The 17813-nt window shown below is 69.1% G+C and carries 17 protein-coding genes; 5 read left to right on the plus strand and 12 right to left on the minus strand.

All coding sequences use genetic code 11. The annotated features are described in order from the left end of the window. Window positions 1-9 precede the first annotated feature (9 nt). The 4 genes from FPZ61_RS09515 to topA are packed head-to-tail and all read right to left on the minus strand — an operon-like array spanning window position 10 to window position 5125. Window positions 10-1152 (minus strand): nicotinate-nucleotide--dimethylbenzimidazole phosphoribosyltransferase, encoded by a 1143-nt coding sequence (locus FPZ61_RS09515; RefSeq protein WP_185465930.1) that lies wholly within the window; start codon window positions 1150-1152, stop codon window positions 10-12. Window positions 1153-1158: 6 nt separating this feature from the next. Continuing rightward, window positions 1159-1818, minus strand: coding sequence for a DUF2232 domain-containing protein (locus tag FPZ61_RS09520; protein ID WP_185465932.1), 660 nt, complete (start codon window positions 1816-1818; stop codon window positions 1159-1161). Between the two features lie 11 nt (window positions 1819-1829). Further along, window positions 1830-2381: a hypothetical protein gene (locus tag FPZ61_RS09525; RefSeq protein WP_185465934.1), complete on the minus strand. Its 552-nt coding sequence runs from the start codon at window positions 2379-2381 to the stop codon at window positions 1830-1832. After that, window positions 2381-5125 (minus strand): type I DNA topoisomerase, encoded by a 2745-nt coding sequence (gene topA, locus FPZ61_RS09530; RefSeq protein WP_185465936.1) that lies wholly within the window; start codon window positions 5123-5125, stop codon window positions 2381-2383. Before topA ends, FPZ61_RS09525 begins: the two co-directional genes overlap by 1 nt. Window positions 5126-5236: 111 nt before the next feature. On the opposite strand from topA, the gene FPZ61_RS09535 reads away from it, so the two are divergent. Continuing rightward, window positions 5237-6802, plus strand: a complete 1566-nt coding sequence (locus FPZ61_RS09535) for an NAD(P)H-quinone oxidoreductase subunit N (protein WP_185474814.1) — start codon at window positions 5237-5239, stop codon at window positions 6800-6802. Beyond that, complete coding sequence (locus FPZ61_RS09540) at window positions 6799-7524, plus strand: ABC transporter ATP-binding protein (RefSeq protein WP_185465939.1); 726 nt, start codon at window positions 6799-6801, stop codon at window positions 7522-7524. The genes FPZ61_RS09535 and FPZ61_RS09540 overlap by 4 nt, the downstream gene beginning before the upstream one ends. A 13-nt stretch (window positions 7525-7537) precedes the next feature. On the opposite strand, the gene FPZ61_RS09545 is transcribed toward FPZ61_RS09540, so the two are convergent. The 5 genes from FPZ61_RS09545 to FPZ61_RS09565 all read right to left on the minus strand — a co-directional run bounded on the left by FPZ61_RS09545 (window position 7538) and on the right by FPZ61_RS09565 (window position 11953). Next, on the minus strand, window positions 7538-8716 hold the full coding sequence (locus FPZ61_RS09545; protein WP_255441510.1) for a M23 family metallopeptidase: 1179 nt from the start codon (window positions 8714-8716) through the stop codon (window positions 7538-7540). A gap of 83 nt (window positions 8717-8799) precedes the next feature. Then, a complete protein-coding gene (locus FPZ61_RS09550; protein WP_185465941.1) occupies window positions 8800-9561 on the minus strand; it encodes a biotin--[acetyl-CoA-carboxylase] ligase in 762 nt (253 codons plus the stop codon). 21 nt (window positions 9562-9582) lie between these two features. Beyond that, window positions 9583-10797: an aminotransferase class I/II-fold pyridoxal phosphate-dependent enzyme gene (locus FPZ61_RS09555; protein WP_185465943.1), complete on the minus strand. Its 1215-nt coding sequence runs from the start codon at window positions 10795-10797 to the stop codon at window positions 9583-9585. Further along, complete coding sequence (locus FPZ61_RS09560; protein ID WP_185465945.1) at window positions 10784-11104, minus strand: thioredoxin domain-containing protein; 321 nt, start codon at window positions 11102-11104, stop codon at window positions 10784-10786. Before FPZ61_RS09560 ends, FPZ61_RS09555 begins: the two co-directional genes overlap by 14 nt. Window positions 11105-11176: 72 nt before the next feature. Continuing rightward, a complete protein-coding gene (locus FPZ61_RS09565; protein ID WP_185465947.1) occupies window positions 11177-11953 on the minus strand; it encodes a PspA/IM30 family protein in 777 nt (258 codons plus the stop codon). Between the two features lie 91 nt (window positions 11954-12044). Between FPZ61_RS09565 and FPZ61_RS09570 the strand changes: the two genes are divergently transcribed. Next, a complete protein-coding gene (locus tag FPZ61_RS09570; protein WP_185465949.1) occupies window positions 12045-12578 on the plus strand; it encodes a DUF721 domain-containing protein in 534 nt (177 codons plus the stop codon). Here FPZ61_RS09570 and FPZ61_RS09575 read toward each other — a convergent pair. The 3 genes from FPZ61_RS09575 to FPZ61_RS09585 all read right to left on the minus strand — a co-directional run bounded on the left by FPZ61_RS09575 (window position 12572) and on the right by FPZ61_RS09585 (window position 16489). Continuing rightward, window positions 12572-14359: a glycosyltransferase family 39 protein gene (locus FPZ61_RS09575; protein ID WP_185466093.1), complete on the minus strand. Its 1788-nt coding sequence runs from the start codon at window positions 14357-14359 to the stop codon at window positions 12572-12574. The genes FPZ61_RS09570 and FPZ61_RS09575 overlap by 7 nt on opposite strands. Window positions 14360-14438: 79 nt before the next feature. Further along, window positions 14439-15530 (minus strand): glycosyltransferase family 4 protein, encoded by a 1092-nt coding sequence (locus tag FPZ61_RS09580; protein ID WP_185465951.1) that lies wholly within the window; start codon window positions 15528-15530, stop codon window positions 14439-14441. Then, window positions 15527-16489 carry a DMT family transporter gene (locus FPZ61_RS09585; protein WP_185465953.1) on the minus strand — a complete coding sequence of 321 codons (963 nt, stop codon included), beginning with the start codon at window positions 16487-16489 and terminating at the stop codon, window positions 15527-15529. Before FPZ61_RS09585 ends, FPZ61_RS09580 begins: the two co-directional genes overlap by 4 nt. 53 nt (window positions 16490-16542) lie before the next feature. Here FPZ61_RS09585 and sppA point away from each other — a divergent pair, with 53 nt between their 5' ends. After that, the gene (gene sppA, locus FPZ61_RS09590) at window positions 16543-17355 is read left to right on the plus strand and encodes a signal peptide peptidase SppA (RefSeq protein WP_185465955.1); all 813 of its coding nucleotides are present in this window, start codon (window positions 16543-16545) and stop codon (window positions 17353-17355) included. Next, the gene (gene aroH / locus FPZ61_RS09595) at window positions 17352-17732 is read left to right on the plus strand and encodes a chorismate mutase (RefSeq protein WP_185466095.1); all 381 of its coding nucleotides are present in this window, start codon (window positions 17352-17354) and stop codon (window positions 17730-17732) included. Before sppA ends, aroH begins: the two co-directional genes overlap by 4 nt. Window positions 17733-17813 lie beyond the last annotated feature (81 nt).

Consider the following 17813-nt stretch of genomic DNA (forward strand, 5'->3'; position numbering starts at 1 on the left):
AGGAGGTGATCAGGTGCCGTCCTGCAGCCGCTCCATGGCGCGATCACAGGCGGTGGCCAGGGTGCCGCAGGAGCGGCCGGTCAACTCCCAGAGCAGGGCCAGACCGCCGGCCCCCACGCCTTCCTTGACATACCCCCGCTCGTAGTCCCGCAGGGCGGGGTTGCGGCAGTCGCCGAAGCGCAGGGAGCTGGCGAAGGCGATCGGGATGACCCCCCAGCGCTCTCCGAGGCGCTCGAGCAACAGTGCGAGGTTGCTGCCGGGCTCCTGGGCCACCCAGGCGGTGGTGCCGAGAGCTGCGTGCTCCGCAAGGCAGGGGCGCTGGTGGGGCGGGGCCAGGGCCAGGGCCAGGGCCAGCACCGCCGCCATCTGGCTGCCACCGGCCAGCAGCACCGGTACCCGCCGGCCAGCGGTCCCCAGCAGCACCCCCGCCGCCAGGGCCTGCATGGGATCGCCCACGGCGGCCAGCACCGCCAGAGGATCGACCACCCCCGCCAGCCCCAGTCCCGCCTGAGCCAGCCCACGGCCGGTGAGCTCGCTCTTGAGAGCATGAACCGGCTGGCGCAGGCTGCCGCTCACCAGTCCCGCCACCTCCACCCCCAGGCCGGTGAGCACCGCCTGGGCTGTGCTGGTGCCTCCGGGCACGCATTCGGCGATCAGCACCGGGGCCGGCTCGCCCGTGGTGGTGTGATGCCGGGCCGCCCCCCAGCGCTCGCCCCAGCGCAGGCCGAGACGCACCAACCGCTCCACCCGTTGCCGCGGCATGGCGGCCCCGCTGCTGAGGCAACGGGCTGGGGTGCCTCCCAGGCGCAGATGGGGCACCGCGGGGGCCAAGGGACAACCCAGGTCCGTCACCAGCGGCACCAGGGCCAGCTCCCGGCAGACCACATGGGAGATCAGGGCCGGGCTGACCCCGGCAGGGAGGGGGGGCAGGGCATGGGGCCGTGTCCCCCCAGGACCGAGCAGCAGCAGTTCAGCGTCGGCAGCCGCCGTACGCCGACGCACCTCAGGGGTGGCTCCTGCGGCGGAGATGCCCGGCACCGCGGCGGTGTCGGTGCCGGCGAGCAACAGCAGAACCTGAGTGGCTGACCACTCGCGGGCCAGGCGCTCGCACCAGCGGCGGGCCTGACCTGGGTCACCGCAGAGGGTGATCAAGGGAGATCAGAGGGGATCAAGCGCCACCAGGGAGCGCAACTGGGGGGGCGGCTCGCCGATCGGAGCCTGCAGCCGCGGAAAGATCCAGTAAGCCACCGCATGCAGGGCCAGCACGTAGACCAGGTTCTGGACCAGCACAAGGCCCAGGGCCATCAGCTGGACCTGGAGCAGGTCAGGCCCGACCCCCAGGTTGAGGAGGGAACTGAGGCGCTCGAGCACGCCGGAGGCAGCAGCGGTGATCAACACCCAGAGGTTCTCCCCCACCAACAAGGAGAGCACCGCCACCCGCACCAGAAAGCCACCACTGCCGATCAGCAGGCCCACGCCCCAGGTGAGCCACCAGCTGCGGCGCGCCGCCCATCCCCAGCCCAGCCACAGAGCCAGCAGTCCATAGGGGAACAACACCAGGGGACCTCGGATCGGTCCCATCAACGCCACCAGCAGCAGAGAGGCCACCACCGCCCCCTCCCAACCGGGCCGCCAACCCTGCCGCACCTGCAGCAGGGCCAGGGGCAGAGGCAGGGCCAGGCGAAACAGAGCTCCCCCCACGGGCAGGTAATAGAGCCCCGCCCAGAGGAGGGCCGTGGCGGAGGCCAGGTAGGCGGTTTCCACCAGCTGGCGGGCCTGACGGCGGCTGAGGCTGGTGGGAGGAGACGACGGAGGCATCGCAGCGGGGCTCAGCGGGGGGCCGGGGCAGGGCTGGAAGCCGGAGCGGCGGGTGTGCCGGAAGCAGCAGCGGCAGAGGGAGTGCTTCCGGATGGCATGCGCTCGATCGTCTCCACTTCGAAACTCACTCCGGCGGACCGCAGGGCTTCGGTGACCACCTCGGCTGGAGCGGAGGGATCAGCGGTGGGCAGTTTGATGGTGATCCGGTAGGAGGCAGAGCCGACAGGTGCCTTGGCGGGCTTGACGGATTTGGCAGGGTTGGCGGCCGTGCTGGCCTCAGTCTTGGCCGGTGGGGCAGAGGGCGAAGCGGAAGAGGAAGCGGAGGGGGAGGTCGCCCCGGGCTTCGCTGCCGGAGTCCCGGAGGATGCTGCCCCTGGAGAAGCCGTGGACGGGGTGCCTGCTGCGGAAGCACCTGGGGTGGTGGTGGTGCTCGGCGTGGCCGGTGCACTGAAGCTGCCGGAGAGGCGCTCACCCAGGGGTGTGCCGCTGCAGGCGGCCAGGGAAACGGCCAGAGAGGTGGCCAAACCCGCCAGGCTAAGGCCACGGGCCAGGGGGCGGATCATCAGCCCTGGCCAGCCTGGATGATCCTGACCGCGCTGGCCCTGGGACGTCCGGTCTTGGTGGTGGAGGGGATCTTGGGCTTGCCGGCGCCCTCGACCTTGGGCTTGGCTTTGGGCTTGGCCTTTGCCTTGGCCTTGGTCGTGGTCGCGCTGGCCTTGGTGGTGCCGGTCTTGGCTGTCTTGCCCTTGCCCTTGCCGCTGGCGGCCTTGGCGGCCAGCAACTCCTGAGCCTGCTCCAGGGTGATGGCCTCCGCACCGGTCCCTTCGGGCAGGGAGGCGTTGACCTTGCCCTGTTTCACATAGAGGCCGTAAGGACCATCGAACACCCCGATGGACTCGCTTTCCCCATCCGGGATGCCCAGATCCCGAAGCGCCGTGCGCCCTCCCCGCCCGCGCTTGGGCATGGCCAGCAGCTCAAGGGCCCGGGTGAGGCCCACCAGCAGCACATCATCCTCAGCCTTGAGTGAACGGTAATCCTTCTCACCCTTGCCCTTGTCGTGCACCACATAGGGGCCGAAGCGGCCAAGGCCGGCCTGCACCTTGCCGCCATCGGGATGCTCACCCAGCAGCCTCGGCAGCCGCAGGAGCCCCAGAGCGTCCTCGAGGCTGAGCTCATCCGGCTTGACGCCTTTGGGCAGGGATGCCCGCTTCGGTTTGGGAGTCTCATCGCTCACCTGGCCCCGCTGCAGGTAAGGCCCGTACTGGCCGAACAGCAGATAGATGGCATCGCCGGTTTCGGGGTCGACGCCGATGGATTCAGGGCCTTCGCTCTTCTGGCGCAGGATCAGCTCGGCCTGTTCGCCGTCGAGCTCGGCGGGGGTGATCTCCTGGGGCAGGGTGGCCTTGATCAACTCCTCGTTGCCGTCGTCCCCCACCCGCTTGGCCTCCAGGTAGGCACCGAAGCGACCAATCCGGACCACGCAGGGGAGGCCCTCCAGCTCGATCGTGCGCGAGGCAGTGGGGTCGATGTCGTCCTCCCGCTGCTGCACCTGGGTTTCCAGGCCCTTCTCCCCCTTGTAGAACTGGGTGAGGTAGGGAAGCCACTGCAGCTTGCCGGTGGAGATCTCATCCAGGCTCGACTCCATCCGAGCGGTGAAGCTCGTGTCCACCAGGTCGGGGAAATGGCCCTCCAGCAGGGCAGTCACGGCGAAGGCCGTGAAGCTGGGGGTGAGGGCGTTGCCGGCGAGGGTGGCGTAACCCCTGTCGACGATCGTGCCGATGATGCTGGCGTAGGTGGACGGGCGGCCGATCCCTTCCTTCTCCAGCATCTTCACCAGGGCGGCCTCGCTGTAGCGAGCGGGTGGCTGGGTCTGGTGGCCGAGGGCTTCCACCCCGGCGCAGCTGGGCCGGTCATCGACCGCCAGAGAGGGCAGGAGCACCTCCTGTCCTTCGAGGGCGGCATCGGGATCATCGCTGCCCTCGACATAGGCCCGGAAGAACCCGGGGAAATCGATTCGCTTGCCGCTGGCACGGAAGGTGGCCTGCGCCACCTGCAGCTCCACGCTCAGCATCGTCAGCCGTGCATCGGCCATCTGCGAGGCCACGGTGCGCTTCCAGATCAGCTCGTAGAGAGCCAGATCCTTGCCATCAAGGCCGGTGTCCTTCGGGGTGCGAAAGGCCTCGCCTGAGGGGCGAATCGCTTCGTGGGCTTCCTGGGCGTTGCGCGATTTGGTGCTGAATTGCCGCGGTGCGGGGCTGAGATAGTCGGGTCCGTATTTCTCCTTGACGCAGGAGCGGGCGGCGTTGATCGCCTGATCGGAGAGATGCACCGAGTCGGTGCGCATGTAGGTGATGAAGCCGCGCTCGTAGAGGCCCTGCGCGGTGCGCATGGTGTCGCGGGCGGACAGGCGCAGCTTGCGATTGGCCTCCTGCTGCAGGGTGCTGGTGGTGAAGGGCGGCACCGGCCGGCGGGTGGTGGGCTTGGCCTCCACCTCGGCCACCCGCCAGGGTTGGCTGAGCACCGTTTCGCGCAGGCTGCGAGCTTCGGATTCCTCCAGCAGGCGCACCTTGCTTCCGGCCTTGAGCGCCCCGGTGGTCTCGTCGAAATCAGAGCCGCCCGCGATTTTCTCGCCACCGACATGGGTGAGCCTGGCCTCAAAGACACTGCTGTCGTGCTCCAGACGGGCCTTGAGATCCCAGTAGGAGCCACTGCGGAAGGCCCGGCGGGCCCGCTCCCGCTGCACCAGCAGCCGCACCGCCACCGACTGAACCCGGCCGGCTGAAAGCCCCCAGGCCACCTTCTTCCAGAGCAGAGGCGAAAGGGTGTACCCCACCAGCCGATCCAGGATGCGGCGGGTTTCCTGGGCATGGACCAGCTCCATGTCCAGATCACGGGTCTGGTCGAGGGCTCGGCCGATGGCGTCCTTGGTGATCTCGTGGAACACCATCCGCTTGACCGGCACCTTGGGGTTGAGCAGCTGCTGCAGGTGCCAGCTGATGCTCTCCCCCTCCCGGTCCTCGTCGGTGGCCAGCAGCAGCTGATCAGCTCCCTTGAGGGCCTCCTTCAGCTCCTTGACAATCTTTTTCTTGTCCTTGGGAACCACATAGAGCGGTTCGAACTGCTCGGCCGTGTTGACGCCGAGATTGGCCCACTTCTCCCCTTTGTGGGCGGCAGGAATCTCGCTGGCGTTGTTGGGCAGGTCACGCACATGGCCCATCGACGCCTCGACACGGAAATCCTTCGGCAGGTAGCCGCGGATGGTGCGGGCCTTGGTGGGGCTCTCGACGATGACCAGCGTGTGCGCCACAGGCAGGCGTAAAACCGGTTCCCTCTTTATCGCACCGAGGGGCCATGCTGCCAAACATGGCCTGGCAACGCGGCTACAGTCCGCAGCATCACGCCCTGCCGTAGACCAGTGATGACGGTGTTTTGCACCCTTGCCGGTGGAGGAGCGCCGGCGATCACGGCCCTGCAGCTCAACGCCGGCGCCATCGCCCCTGAAAGCGCCGTGCTGGTGGCTCTGCTGGCCTGCCTGCTGGTGGATCTGGCCGGGGAGGAGGCGGCGAGCCGCTGGGTGCCACCGATCTGTTACGGCGGCCTGGGCACCGCCCTGGTGCTGCTGGCCCTGCAGTGGAACGCCCCTCTGGAGCCCTCCTTCCTCGGCTCCTTCCTGGCCGACAACCTGGCCATCGCCTTCCGCGGCGTCGTGGCCGCCTCCACCCTGCTCTCGCTGCTGATCAGCTGGCGCTATGTGGAGCGCAGCGGCACGCCCGTGGGCGAATACGCCGCCATCCTGCTGGCGGCAACCCTCGGAGCGATGTTCCTCTGCGGTGCAACCGATCTGGTGAGCATCTTCATCTCACTGGAAACCCTCTCCGTCTCCAGCTACCTGCTTTCCGGCTACATGAAGCGGGATGCCCGCTCGGGTGAGGCGGCGCTCAAATACCTGCTGGTGGGTTCGGCGGCGGCGGCGGTGTTCCTCTACGGCGCCTCCCTCCTCTACGGCCTCACCGGCGGTGAAACCAGCCTTGAGGCGGTGGGGGTGGCCCTGCAGACCAGCGCCACCCCCGTCACGGCCCTGGCCCTGGTGTTCGTGCTGGCCACGGTGGCCTTCAAGATCGCGGCGGTGCCTTTCCACCAGTGGACGCCGGATGTCTACGAGGGCTCCCCGACGCCGGTGGTGGCCTTCCTCTCGGTGGGTTCCAAGGCGGCGGGTTTCGCCCTGGCCCTGCGCCTGCTGGTGGGTTGTTTCGAGAGTTTCGATGCCCAGTGGAAAGTGCTCTTCACCGTGCTGGCGGTGCTGAGCATGACCCTGGGCAATGTGGTGGCCCTGGCCCAGACCTCAATGAAGCGGATGCTGGCCTACAGCTCCATCGGCCAGGCGGGCTTCGTGATGATCGGTCTGGTCTGCGGCACCGAGGACGGCTACGCGGCGATGGTGCTTTACATGGCCGCCTACCTGTTCATGAACCTGGGAGCCTTCGCCTGCATCATTCTCTTCTCGCTGCGCACAGGAAGCGACCGGATCTCCGACTACGCCGGTCTGTACCAGAAAGATCCCCTGATCACCCTTGGCCTCAGCCTCTGCCTGCTCTCCCTGGGTGGTATCCCCCCCATGCTGGGATTCTTCGGCAAGATCTACCTCTTCTTCGCAGGCTGGGCCGATCAGCAATACCTGCTGGTGGTGGTCGGTCTGATCACCTCGGTGGTCTCCATCTATTACTACATCTCAGTGATCAAGATGATGGTGGTCAAAGAACCTCAGGAGGCTTCCGACGTGGTCAAGGCCTACCCCGAGATCAGCTGGAGCCTGACGGGAATGCAACCCCTGCGGGCCGCCCTGGTGGGTTGCGTGCTTGTCACCGCCATCGGAGGCATCCTCTCGAATCCGCTGTTCACCTGGGCCAATTCCGCCGTGGCGGGCACACCGATGCTTCAGCACGCCATCGCAGCCAGTGAGTCCGCCGTGGCCGCCCTGGGATGAGCAACCTGAGCGCGCTCCAGGAGACGCCCAACCGTCCGTCAGAGGCCTACCCAGGTCCGGTGGCCCGCCTCGATCACATCAGCAAGATCTACGGCGCCGGCGACACGGAGGTGCGCGCCCTCGACGACCTCTGCCTCACCGTGCAGCCGGGTGACTACCTGGCGGTGATGGGCACCTCGGGCTCCGGCAAGAGCACGGCGATGAACATCCTTGGCTGCCTGGATCGTCCCACCTCCGGCAGCTACCTGCTCCGAGGAATCCCTGTGGAACACCTCGACGATGATGCCCTGGCGGACCTGCGCAACCGCAGCCTCGGCTTCGTGTTCCAGCAGTTCCACCTGCTGCCGCACCTGAGCGCCCTCGACAACGTGATCCTGCCGATGGTCTATGCGGGGGTACCAGCGAAGGAACGCCGGGAGCGGGCCGCCGCGGCCCTGGGGAGGGTCGGCCTAGCCAAGCGCCTGCGCAACAAACCCAACGAACTCTCTGGAGGCCAGCAACAACGGGTTGCCGTGGCCAGGGCGATCATCAACCAGCCAGCACTGCTGCTGGCCGATGAGCCCACCGGAGCCCTCGATTCCCATACCACCCAGGAGGTGCTGGAGATCTTCGACGACCTCCATCGTCAGGGGATGACGGTGGTGCTGGTGACCCACGAAGACGACGTGGCCGCACGGGCCGAGCGGGTCGTTCACTTCCGCGACGGCCACATCGCCGACTGAGGCAGCCCAGGATTCAGCCGGCAGCCGGGGCCGCGGGCCGCTCCAGGCTCTGCAACAGCTGGCCCATCAGCAGGGCAATGGCATCAGGGCCACCCAGCGCCGTTCCGCCGGGATCGAGCATGCCGGGGTCGATCGCCACCCAGCCGCCGCTGTCGGGCAGGCGCAGCTCGAAATGGAGGTGCGGGCCCGTGCTCAGGCCCGTGCTGCCCACGCGTCCGACCACGGTCCCCTGCTTCACCAGTTCACCCTCTTTGACATAGAGCTCCGAAAGATGGCCGTAGAGGGTGCGACGCAGGGGATTCCTATGCTCGATCTCCACCGCCAGCCCATAGCCCCCCGCCACGCCGCTGCTCACCACCCGCCCGGAAAGCGCTGCCACCACGGGGGTGCCCTCCGGAGCGGCCAGGTCCTTGCCGGCATGCATCAGCCAGCTGCCCAGAACAGGATGGAGCCGCCAACCGAAGCTGCTGGTGGTGACGGCAGAGCCGATCAGGGGAAAAAGCAGGCGGCGGTTGCCATTGCCGGCCAGGGGCGCCGGCCTGGGGGTCACTCTGAAGACATCACTGAGACGGAAGCTGCCGCCGGCGCCGGAGAGCAGGGCCGACACGGGCACGGTGATCGGAGGAAGGGGCAGGCCATTGCTGCCGAGGCGGCCCATGCCCGCCATCAGTGCGCCGGAGGGCTGGCCGTTGTCGAGACGCTCCGCAGCCAGAGGATTGCGGCCGCGCCAGCGTACGGACACACCGGTGCGGCACTCCTGCTCAGAGAGGGCTCCACTGCTGCAGGCCTGCCGGTGGGCAGGCAGTTCGCCGGGTTGCAGAGCACCTGCGGATTCAACCCGGTTGCGCTCCGCGGGGGTGACGACCCCCTGACGCACCAGATCATCGAGGGACTGGTCGAAGCGACGGGGACGGGCCTGGGGCACCTGATCGAAACTTGGCTTCAGTGGCGCGGGGGTGTCATTCGCCAGGCGGGGTGAAGCCAGGGCGCGAGGAGGCGGCGACTGGGGTGGCGCGGCCGGTACGGCAGGAGCCTGGGCGGCGGCGGGGCCCGGGCGGGGCGCGGCAGGCACAGGCGGTTCAGCAGGGACCCCCAGCTCGGACGGGGGCTGCAGCTGGGCCAGGCCCAGGGGCGTTGATGCCATCACCAGGGAGCCCAGCAACAGGCGGGTGTGCCAGGAGTAGCGACGCAAACCGAGAACCGTGCGAAACAGATGAAGCTTAGAAAAGCCTGGCGGTGGGCAGCCACGGAACTGTCTGGCGCTCCAGCGGCCGGTCAGAAGCTGCGCCAGAGCAGGGTCCGCTCGCCCGGTCGGCTCAGCAGCAGGCCGCCGTCCACGCTCAAGCCCTCCACATGCCAGCGCGCCTGGCGGTGCACCACCCCGTCGGCGGGCACGAGCAAGCGGTGCTCCGCCATGGCGCGCACCAAGTCGGGACTGGTGCTCCGGAACACGGCCCATTCCAACGCGGCCAGCACCCGGGCCGTCAGGGCAGGCACCCCGCTGGCCAGGGTGCGACGCCCCAGGACCTCGCGCAGGCTGATGGCCCCGAGCGGCACCCGGTTGCGGCCATTGAGGCCGATGCCCACCCTGGCCAGGCGAATCGTGGTTCCGCGCAGGCTGAGTCGCGGCAGCAGGCCCGCCAGCTTGCGACCGTCCACCAGCAGGTCGTTGGGCCACTTGAGTTGAACGCTCAGTCCGAGCGCTTCGAGCTGCAGGGCCAGGCCCACCGCCGCCGCCAGTCCCAGTGCAGCAGCGTTGGCAGAATCCGGCGGCCAGGGCAGCGCCGCGCTGATCCAGACGCCACCCGGCGGGGAGACCCAGGGCCTGCCCCTCTGGCCATGGCCGAAGCGCTGGCGACCGGCCAGCACCGCCAGAGGTGGCCGCTCGCCCACTGCCAACCGCTGCTCGAGCCGTTGTTCGGTGCTGCCGCAACAGGGCAGCCAGATCAACCGCCAGGGCAGCGCCGGTGGCCGTGAGGGCTGGGGAGCTTCCCGGGAGCTCAGCTGCAGCCGGGCCGCCTGAATCCGGCCGATCATGCCCCCTTCAACGGTTGGTGCTCAGTCAGCATCGATGGAGTGCAGCCAGGTGCCGACCCTGCCGGCGCCCGCCTCCAGCTGCTCCACCGGGTGCACCAGCGCCAACCGCATCCAGCCCTCCCCGCTGGGGCCGAAGCCGTTGCCGGGGGTCAGGGCCACGCCGGTGCCCTCGAGCAGGGCTGCGCAGAACGACTCTGAATCCAGCCCCCGGGCCCGGGCCGGCTCAGGCAGGCTCAGCCAGAGGTAGAGCGCCATCGAGGGCCGCTGCACCGCCCACCCCTGGGCCTCGAGGGCCGCGGCCATCCGGTCGCGGCGGACCCGGTACACCTCCCGCAGCTGCGCCGGCCACTGGGGGGCCTGCTCCAGGGAAGCGATCGCCCCGGCCTGCAGCGCCAGCGACTGGTTGAAATCCACCACCCCCTTGAGCTGACGCAGGGCGGTGATCAGGGGCTCGGCGCCGATGGCGAAAGCCAGGCGAAAGCCACCGAGGCACCAGCTCTTCGAGAAGGAGAAGAACTCGATGCCGCAGCTGCGCCAGTGGGAATTGCGCAGCAACGCCGGGGCCTCACCTTCAAGGGCAAGGTCCACGTAGGGGTTGTCGTGCGCCAGCACGAAGCCATGGCGCTGGGCCCGCTCGACGGCCTGATCCAACCACTCCTGCTCCCCCACGGTGGCGGTGGGGTTGTGGGGAAAGCCCAGCACCATCAGTCGCAGCTGATCCCAGGTGGCCAGGGGGATCGTCTCGAAGCGGGGCCGCCAGCCCTGATCGGCGTGCAGGGGCAGCAACGTGGTCTGGGCCGAGGCCAGGTGAAGCCCACCCCGGTGGGAGGGGTAGTAGGGATCCAGCAGCAGTGCCGACTCGCCGGGGTTGAGGACCGCCAGGGGCAGGTGGGCCGTTCCCTCCTGGGAGCCCACCAGCAGCAGCACCTCACGTTCGGGATCCACGGCCACGCCGAAGCGACGCTGAGCCCAGGCCGCCACCGCCTCGCGGAACGGCAGGGTGGCGCCATGGAGGCAGTACGAGGCGCTGCTCGGCCGGCTCAGGGCCGCGGCCATGGCCTCAAGCGCCACGGGCGGTGGAGCCAGATCGGTGGAGCCGAGAGAAAGATCGAGCAGCGGGGCCAGCCCCCGGGCCAGTTCCGGGTTCAGCAGACCCTGGGCGTAGGCGATCTTGCGGCGGTCGTTGCGAGCGAAGACCCCCTGCCCAAGCCGGGCGACCCGCTCAGAGATGGGCATCCAGGAAGGCCTTGAGCTGGGGTTTGGCCATGGCGCCTTCATGGCGAGCCAGTTCCTTGCCGTCCCGGAAGAGAATCAGGGTGGGTAGACCCTGGATCTTCTGGCTGTCGCGAACGACGGGATTGGGATCGGCCTCGAGCTTGCCCACCGCCAGACGCACGCCGTACTCGGCGGCGGCCCAGTCCATCAGGGGAGCCATCAGACGGCAGGGGCCGCACCAGGAGGCCCACACGTCGACCAGAACCGCGCCGGAGGCAGAAAGCACGTCGGCCTCGAAGTTGGCATCGGTGAAAACGGCAACGGCCACGGACCCGGATCAGCTGCAGGAATTGTATGGAGGTGAGCAGCGAGCACCGGGGGGAGAATCCGCCCCCAGGGCTCAGAGCTTGTCGATCGAGCGCTTGAGCTCCTCGAGTTCCGCGTCCACCTGGGCCGCCTGGACAGGCTCCAGCTTGGGCGTTTCCGCGTTGACCGGAAGAAGCTGTTCGGAGGCGGCACCCCCCTCCAGGCGGTTGCGGAGCGCGGCGAGTTCATCATCCACATCGCTGCCTCCCTCAAGAGCAGCGAACTGGCTCTCGAGATCGGCGCCAGCCAGTTCGGCTGCAGCCTGGCTGCGGGCCTCGAGAGCCTGGACCTTCTCCTCCATCTGCTCGAAGGCCGCCATCGAGGAGTTGGTGCCGAGGTTGCCGACGGCGCTCTGGAGCTGCTCCTGGGCCTGGGCCGCCTGGGCGCGGGCCTTGAGCATGTCTTTTTTGGTCTTGGCTTCGGCGATCTTGCCCTCGAGCGCCGTGAGGCTGCGCTTGAGGGTGTCAACCTGGCCGACCTGACTGCTGAGCTGGTTGTTGAGAGCGGTGGCCGTCTCCTGGTAGGTCTTGCGGCGGCTGAGGGCCTCGCGGGCGAGATCTTCCTCACCTTTCTTCAGGGCCAGCTCGGCCCGCTCATACCAGGTCCTGCTCTGGGATTCGGCCTGGTCGGCCTGATTCTGGATCCGCTTCTGGCTGGCGATGGCGGTGGCCACGGCCTGGCGAAGCTTCACCAGGTCGGACTGCATGTCCGCCACGGACTGATCGAGAATCTTGGCGGGATCCTCGGCCTTGCTGACCAGATCGTTGAGATTGGCCCGCAGCAGGCGGCTGAGCCGGTCGAAGAAGCCCATGGGTCGAGGCGGGAGCAATTCGGAGGGTAGCCGCTGTGGACCGTGGGACCACGGACGGTTGCCCGCACCCCTGGCTGCCTAACCTCGTTGGATGGGCAGGGCTCCACGGGATCAGGTGCGCCTGATCGGCAACGTTCAGGTGCTGAGGCCAGCGCCGCCGGCGCCGATCGTCCCCGTGGCGTCCTGCCTGGAGGAGCTGCAGCACGAGTGGCAGCGGGCGGGCAGCCTGGCGGCCCTCTGGCAGGCCTGGCCTCGGATTGCCGGAAACCAGCTTGCCCCCCACTGCCGCCCTCTCAGCCTCCATGGCGGCGTGCTCACCGTGGGCGCCCAGCATCCCCAGTGGTTGCAAGCCCTGCGATACAACCGCCACCAACTGCTCGGAGCCCTGAGGGGATCCGGGTTTCCGGTCCGTGATCTGCGCTTCCGCCAGCATCAGGCCAGCACAACCGGGCTGCCGGGCAGTGAAGACACCGCCAGAGTCTGGGCCAGCCATCCCAGTCGCGTGGACGTGCATGGGCTGGGGGTCTGTCCGGCCTGCCACAGCCCCGCCCCAGCTGGCGAACTGGCTCGCTGGGGACATTGCGGCCTCTGTCGCCGCAACCCCGGTGACGCTGGAATTCAGTAGCGCTCAGGCACCGGACGCTGCCAGATCGGCGCCAGTCCCCGGGCCCGCAGCTCAGCCGCCCGCCGCTCCAGCCTGGTCCGATCGAGCCGCCAGAGCCGATAGAGACCGGAGCGGCCCAGCTCGATGGGGGCCAGGCCCTGCCAATGGGCCCGCCGGGCCGTGCCCTCGTCGATCACCACGAGCACCGTGGGCTGAACCTCCGCAGAGCTGGGGCTGAATCCCTGGCGGTGTTCCCGCTTCAGTCGATCGGCCAGGTTCACCAGTGCCGTCGGGGAAATGCCCTCGTAGAGCACCACCTGGCGCGTGTAGTAATGCAGGGAGGGCTTGAGGATGCCCACCATCGCCAGGGGTTCGGAGCCCCGCCGCTGGAGCCGCACCTGCTCGGCCACCGTCCGGACAGGCAGGCCCCGAACCCCGTCACCGAGGCTCCACATCGGCAGGACCGCCACCAGCTGGAACAGCACGATGGCCAGCTGGGCGGGGACCAGCCCCCAGGGCCGGGGCTTCCAGCAGAGCCAGAAGCCGGCCAGGGTGGCCAGGCCGAAACAGAGCGCCGCCCGCAGCACCAGGCCGCTGGCCAGCAACTCCGCCGGCAGGGTGGGCATCTCCGGATCGTTGATCAGGGGAATCCATCGGGGAGAGAGCGCCAGCACCAGGGTGAGCAGCCCCATCAGTGCCACCGAGGCCCCCAGCGCCCAGCGGCTGGCCCGCCCGCCTTCGGCGGCGGCCAGGGTGATCAACAGGCCTGCGGCAGGCGTAGCGGGCAGCCAGTAACTGGGCAGTTTCGTGGCGGCCAGCGTGAAAAAGATCAGCACCGCCAGCAGCCAGCAGGCGGCATAGCTGGCCAGGGAGCCCGCCCCCGGGAGCCGGGAGGCCCCTGGCGCGTCGGGCTCGCTCCAGCATCGGCGCCAGCGACCCGGGGTCCTCAGCAATCCCAGCAGCAACAGGGGGGTGAACGGAAGGCTGGCCACCAGCAGCACCGGCACGAAGTACCACCAGGGCTGCAGGTGCTGGTTCACCACCGAGGTGAAGCGCTGCAGGTTGTGGTACCCGAAGAAACTGTTCCAGAACGCCTCGCCCTCCACCGCCAGCGCCGCCACGTACCAGGGCAGAGCCACCAGGGCGGTGAGCGCAAGCCCCGGGAACGGCCGCAGGCGCCGCCAGAGCGCCCCGAGGCGACGCTGGCTCAGGCCGAACAGCAGCAGGGTCAGACCCGCCAGAGCCAGGGCCACCGGTCCCTTGGCCAGGACCCCCAGACCGAGCACGATCCAACCCGCCCAGACCGGGCGGCGGGGTTCCGCCCAGCACTGCCAGAACAGCAGCAGGGCCACAGCCAGGCAGCCTGTGAGCAGGGCATCGCTCACCGCGATCCGTCCCCAGAGCAGGATCAGAGGTGAGAGGGCAAAGGCCAGGGCCGCCCCCAGGGCGGTGCAGGCCGAGCGCAGCCCGTTGCCGGTCTGGGGCCAGCGCAGCAGGGTGTGCCCAAGGCTGAGCATCACCGCGATCATCGCCAGGGCCGACGGCAGGCGGGCGGCCCAGGTCCCCAGCGGATTCCATTGATCCTGGAGCGGAATCCCGTAGCCCAGCCCCATCAGCCAGTAGATCAGCGGCGGCTTGTCGTAGCGGGGAAGCCCGTTGACATGGGGAATCAGCCACTGACCGCTTTCGGCCATGGCACGGGCGGAGGCGGCGAAGAGCGGAGGCGTTTCATCCACCAGCCCTGTGGCGCCGAGCTGCCAGAGGAACAGGGCGATGCCCAGCACCAGGATGAGACCCAGCACGAACCAGTGGCCAGGGGCAGGTCGGCCCCCATCCGGGGAACGGGAAGGGGACACGGATGGCGCGTGAGTGGCTGCGAACTTAGGCCGGGCGCAGACCTTCCCGGAGCCAGTCCTCGATCCGGCGGGCGAAGGCCTCCCGGGAGGCGTGGCGCTCCACCCAGCGGCGGCAGGCGGAGCGGTCCAGCCCGGCGGCGCCCCGGGCCGCCGATGTCAGCGCGGCCACGTCGTCGGGGGGGACCAGCAGCCCGGTGACCCCCGGCACGATCAACTCGCCGGGGCCACCCCGGGCGTAGGCGACCACCGGCACACCGCAGGCCATGGCCTCGACCACCACATTGCCGTAGGCCTCGTTCCACTTGGGCGTGTTCAGCAACAGCCGACAGCCGCCGAGCTCCCGCTGCAGCGCAGCAGTGGGCAGGAAGCCACGCCAATCGAGCGTTCCGGGGGGTACCGAGGCCTCCACGGCGGCGGCATAGGCCGGGTCCTCACGCACTCCCCAGACCAGCAACCGCTCTCCCAGGTTGGCGGCCACCGCAGCTGCATCCTCCAGCCCCTTCTCCGGCGCAATCCGGCCCGCCCAGCCCAGCAGGGGCTGGGGATCGGAGCGCTCGCGGAAGCTGTAGGCCTCCAGGTCGAAGCCATTGCCCACCACCAGCGGCGGGGTGGGCAGATCGAAATCGCAGGCCTGGGCCCTGGTGTGGAAAGCCAGCCGGCGTTGATCCTCTCGGGCGACCGCCTTGATCACCTCATCCATCACCGTGGCGACCGACCCCATGCTCACCAGGTGAAAGAGCGGGGTGCCCAGCAGGGGCGTGAGCCAGAACGGCAGCCAGTCGTAGGCCAGGTTCAGCACCGCATCGAACTCCCCCTGATGGGCCTGGACCTGGCGCCAGAAGGCGGGCAACAGCCCGGCAGCTGGAATCTGGACGGGGGCATCACGCCGCTGGTGCTGCCAGCTGGGCTGATCGACTCCGGCAACTGTCCAGAGCCGGGCAGCCCGGCAGGCGCTGGAGAGCCGCGATCCTTCGGCCGCGAGCACCGTGAGCTGGTGTCCGCGGCCGATCAGGCCGGCCACCAGGCTCTCGAGGGTGCGCTCGACGCCGCCCCCGCCGCCTGAGCCGAGCGCCCCCACCGGTGTGCTCACCACCAGCAGGCGCCAGGGGGCCGTCATGGCTGCAACCCCGGATCGGGCACGACCTGGCGCCAGAATCGCTGGCGCTGGTTGATCAGCAGCACCGAGCCCAGCGCCAGCACCGAGCCGAACCACTGCAGCGGCCGCAGGCGTTCATCCAGCAGAAGCAGGCCGCAGAGCAGAGCGAACACGGGCGTGAGGAAGGTGAGTGCCGTGAACCCGGTCAGATCGCCGCGGCTGGCGAACCAGAAGAACAGTCCGTAGGCCAGGGCACTCCCCAGCAGACTGGCGTAGGCCATCAACCCCCACTGGAGGGCACTCCAGGTGGGCCAGAAGGGAGTCGCGGCGGCATCGAGGCTTGTGATCCCCAGGGAACCCAGAAGCAGGGGCACCCCGCCGATCAGCATGTGCCAGCCGGTGACGGCCACCGGATCGCTGCCGCGGCTGGCGTAGCGGCAGAGCACGGTGCCGAAGGCCATGGCCACCGCCGCCCCCAGCATCCAGGTTTCGCCATGGCTCCAGGGATGCAGCCCAAGAGCCTCCGGTCCATCCAGCCACCAGTGGCGCAGCAGTGGCGCCGGCAGCCCCAGACAGGCGATGCCGGCCAGGCCCAGCAGCAGGCCCGACCAGCCCACCGGATTGATGGCTTCGCCGAAGAGGCCGCGGGCCAGCAGGGCCACCAGCAGGGGCTGGGAATCAATCAGGACCGAGCCCAGCCCGGCCCCGGTGCTCTCCAGACCACGGGCCAGAAGGCCCTGGAACAGGGTGCCGTCCACCAGGGCGAAGGCCAGCAACCAGGGCCGGTCGGAGGCGGCCACCCCCAGGGAACGCTTCTGCAGTCGCGCCACAGCCAGAACAGCCAGGCCAGCGGGCAGCAGCCTCATCCAGGCGATCGTGAGCGGACCGGCGCTCTCGAGCAGGGGCTTCATCGCCGCCATCGCCGTGCCCCAGAGGGCAAAGGGCAACAGCATCAACAGCCAGCGCAGCGGGGGTGTCATCGAAGCGGCCGACGGTGACCTTTTTAAGATCCAGCCATTCCGATCTGCATCGCATGCCCTGGCCCTGGCGCCGCAAGTCCCGCAAGAGCATGGCGAGGATCGTGATCGAGGGGGCGATCGCTGGCCCGACCCGGGAGCGGGTGGTCAAGGCCCTCCGGCAAGTGGAGGAGAGGGAATTCCCGGCTTTGCTGCTGCGTATCGACAGCCCCGGCGGCACCGTCGGCGACAGCCAGGAGATCCATGCGGCCATCGGCCGCCTGCGCAGCAAAGGGTGCCGCGTGGTGGCCAGCTTCGGCAACATCTCCGCGTCCGGAGGGGTGTACGTGGGGGTGGCCGCGGAGAAGATCGTGGCCAACCCGGGCACGATCACCGGCTCAATCGGCGTGATCCTGCGCGGCAACAACATCTCGAAGCTGCTGGAGCGCATCGGCATCAGCTTCGAGACCGTCAAGAGCGGCCTCTACAAGGACATCCTCTCGCCGGACCGGGCCCTCACGGCCGATGAGCGGCTGCTGCTGCAGGGGTTGATCGACTCCAGCTACGGGCAGTTCGTCGCAGCGGTGGCCAGTGGCCGTGGGCTGAGCGAAAGCGAGGTGCGTGGCTTCGCCGACGGGCGGGTGTTCAGCGGCGCCCAGGCCATGGAGCTGGGTCTGATCGACGAACTCGGTGATGAGGAACACGCCCGCCGACTGGTGGCGCAGCTCGCCGGCCTGGATGAGGAGAAAACCCAGCCCGTGCTGTTCGGCAAGCCCCAGAGACGGCTGGCGGGCCTGATTCCTGGCCGCAACCTGCTGGGGGGGCTGCAGCAGGCCCTCAGCCTGGAGCTGGCCTGGTGCGGCCAACCGCTCTGGCTCTGGCGGCCATGACGGAGGCCCTGGAGTTACGGGCGCTGCGGGGCGCCACCACCGCGATGGCCAACACCACCGCAGCCATCGAGGAGGCTGTGAGCGAACTGCTGGCCAGTCTGATCGCCGGCAATGGCCTGAGCGGGAGCCAGATGCTGTCCGTGACCTTTTCGGTGACCGCCGATCTCGACGCCGGCTTTCCAGCCGCGGTCGCCCGCCGGCAGCCGGGCTGGGACGGGGTCGCCCTGCTCGACTGTCAGCAGATGGCCGTGGCCGGCGATCTGCCCCGCTGCATCCGCCTGCTGGCCCACGCCTGGATGGAGCCCGGACGTCCCCCGCTGCACCCGTACCTGAGGGAGGCGGCGCGGCTGCGGCCAGACAGATCCGGTCACAACTGACAGCTGCGCCGCTGCACCCCCGAGGGACATGCCCCGATGGCGCGGGCCGACAATCCTGAGAACACCGGGCCCGCTTCGCGC

Source organism: Synechococcus sp. BSA11S (assembly GCF_014224355.1).
GTDB lineage: Bacteria > Cyanobacteriota > Cyanobacteriia > PCC-6307 > Cyanobiaceae > Regnicoccus_A.

What these genes read in the sequence shown, in the direction of transcription:
- FPZ61_RS09520 (WP_185465932.1), bottom strand. Translation starts at nt 1,818, where the DNA reads ATGCCTCCGTCGTCTCCTCCCACCAGCCTCAGCCGCCGTCAGGCCCGC.
- FPZ61_RS09525 (WP_185465934.1), bottom strand. Translation starts at nt 2,381, where the DNA reads ATGATCCGCCCCCTGGCCCGTGGCCTTAGCCTGGCGGGTTTGGCCACC.
- FPZ61_RS09535 (WP_185474814.1), top strand. Translation starts at nt 5,237, where the DNA reads ATGACGGTGTTTTGCACCCTTGCCGGTGGAGGAGCGCCGGCGATCACG.
- FPZ61_RS09540 (WP_185465939.1), top strand. Translation starts at nt 6,799, where the DNA reads ATGAGCAACCTGAGCGCGCTCCAGGAGACGCCCAACCGTCCGTCAGAG.
- FPZ61_RS09550 (WP_185465941.1), bottom strand. Translation starts at nt 9,561, where the DNA reads ATGATCGGCCGGATTCAGGCGGCCCGGCTGCAGCTGAGCTCCCGGGAA.
- FPZ61_RS09555 (WP_185465943.1), bottom strand. Translation starts at nt 10,797, where the DNA reads ATGCCCATCTCTGAGCGGGTCGCCCGGCTTGGGCAGGGGGTCTTCGCT.
- FPZ61_RS09565 (WP_185465947.1), bottom strand. Translation starts at nt 11,953, where the DNA reads ATGGGCTTCTTCGACCGGCTCAGCCGCCTGCTGCGGGCCAATCTCAAC.
- FPZ61_RS09570 (WP_185465949.1), top strand. Translation starts at nt 12,045, where the DNA reads ATGGGCAGGGCTCCACGGGATCAGGTGCGCCTGATCGGCAACGTTCAG.
- FPZ61_RS09580 (WP_185465951.1), bottom strand. Translation starts at nt 15,530, where the DNA reads ATGACGGCCCCCTGGCGCCTGCTGGTGGTGAGCACACCGGTGGGGGCG.
- FPZ61_RS09585 (WP_185465953.1), bottom strand. Translation starts at nt 16,489, where the DNA reads ATGACACCCCCGCTGCGCTGGCTGTTGATGCTGTTGCCCTTTGCCCTC.
- sppA (WP_185465955.1), top strand. Translation starts at nt 16,543, where the DNA reads ATGCCCTGGCCCTGGCGCCGCAAGTCCCGCAAGAGCATGGCGAGGATC.
- aroH (WP_185466095.1), top strand. Translation starts at nt 17,352, where the DNA reads ATGACGGAGGCCCTGGAGTTACGGGCGCTGCGGGGCGCCACCACCGCG.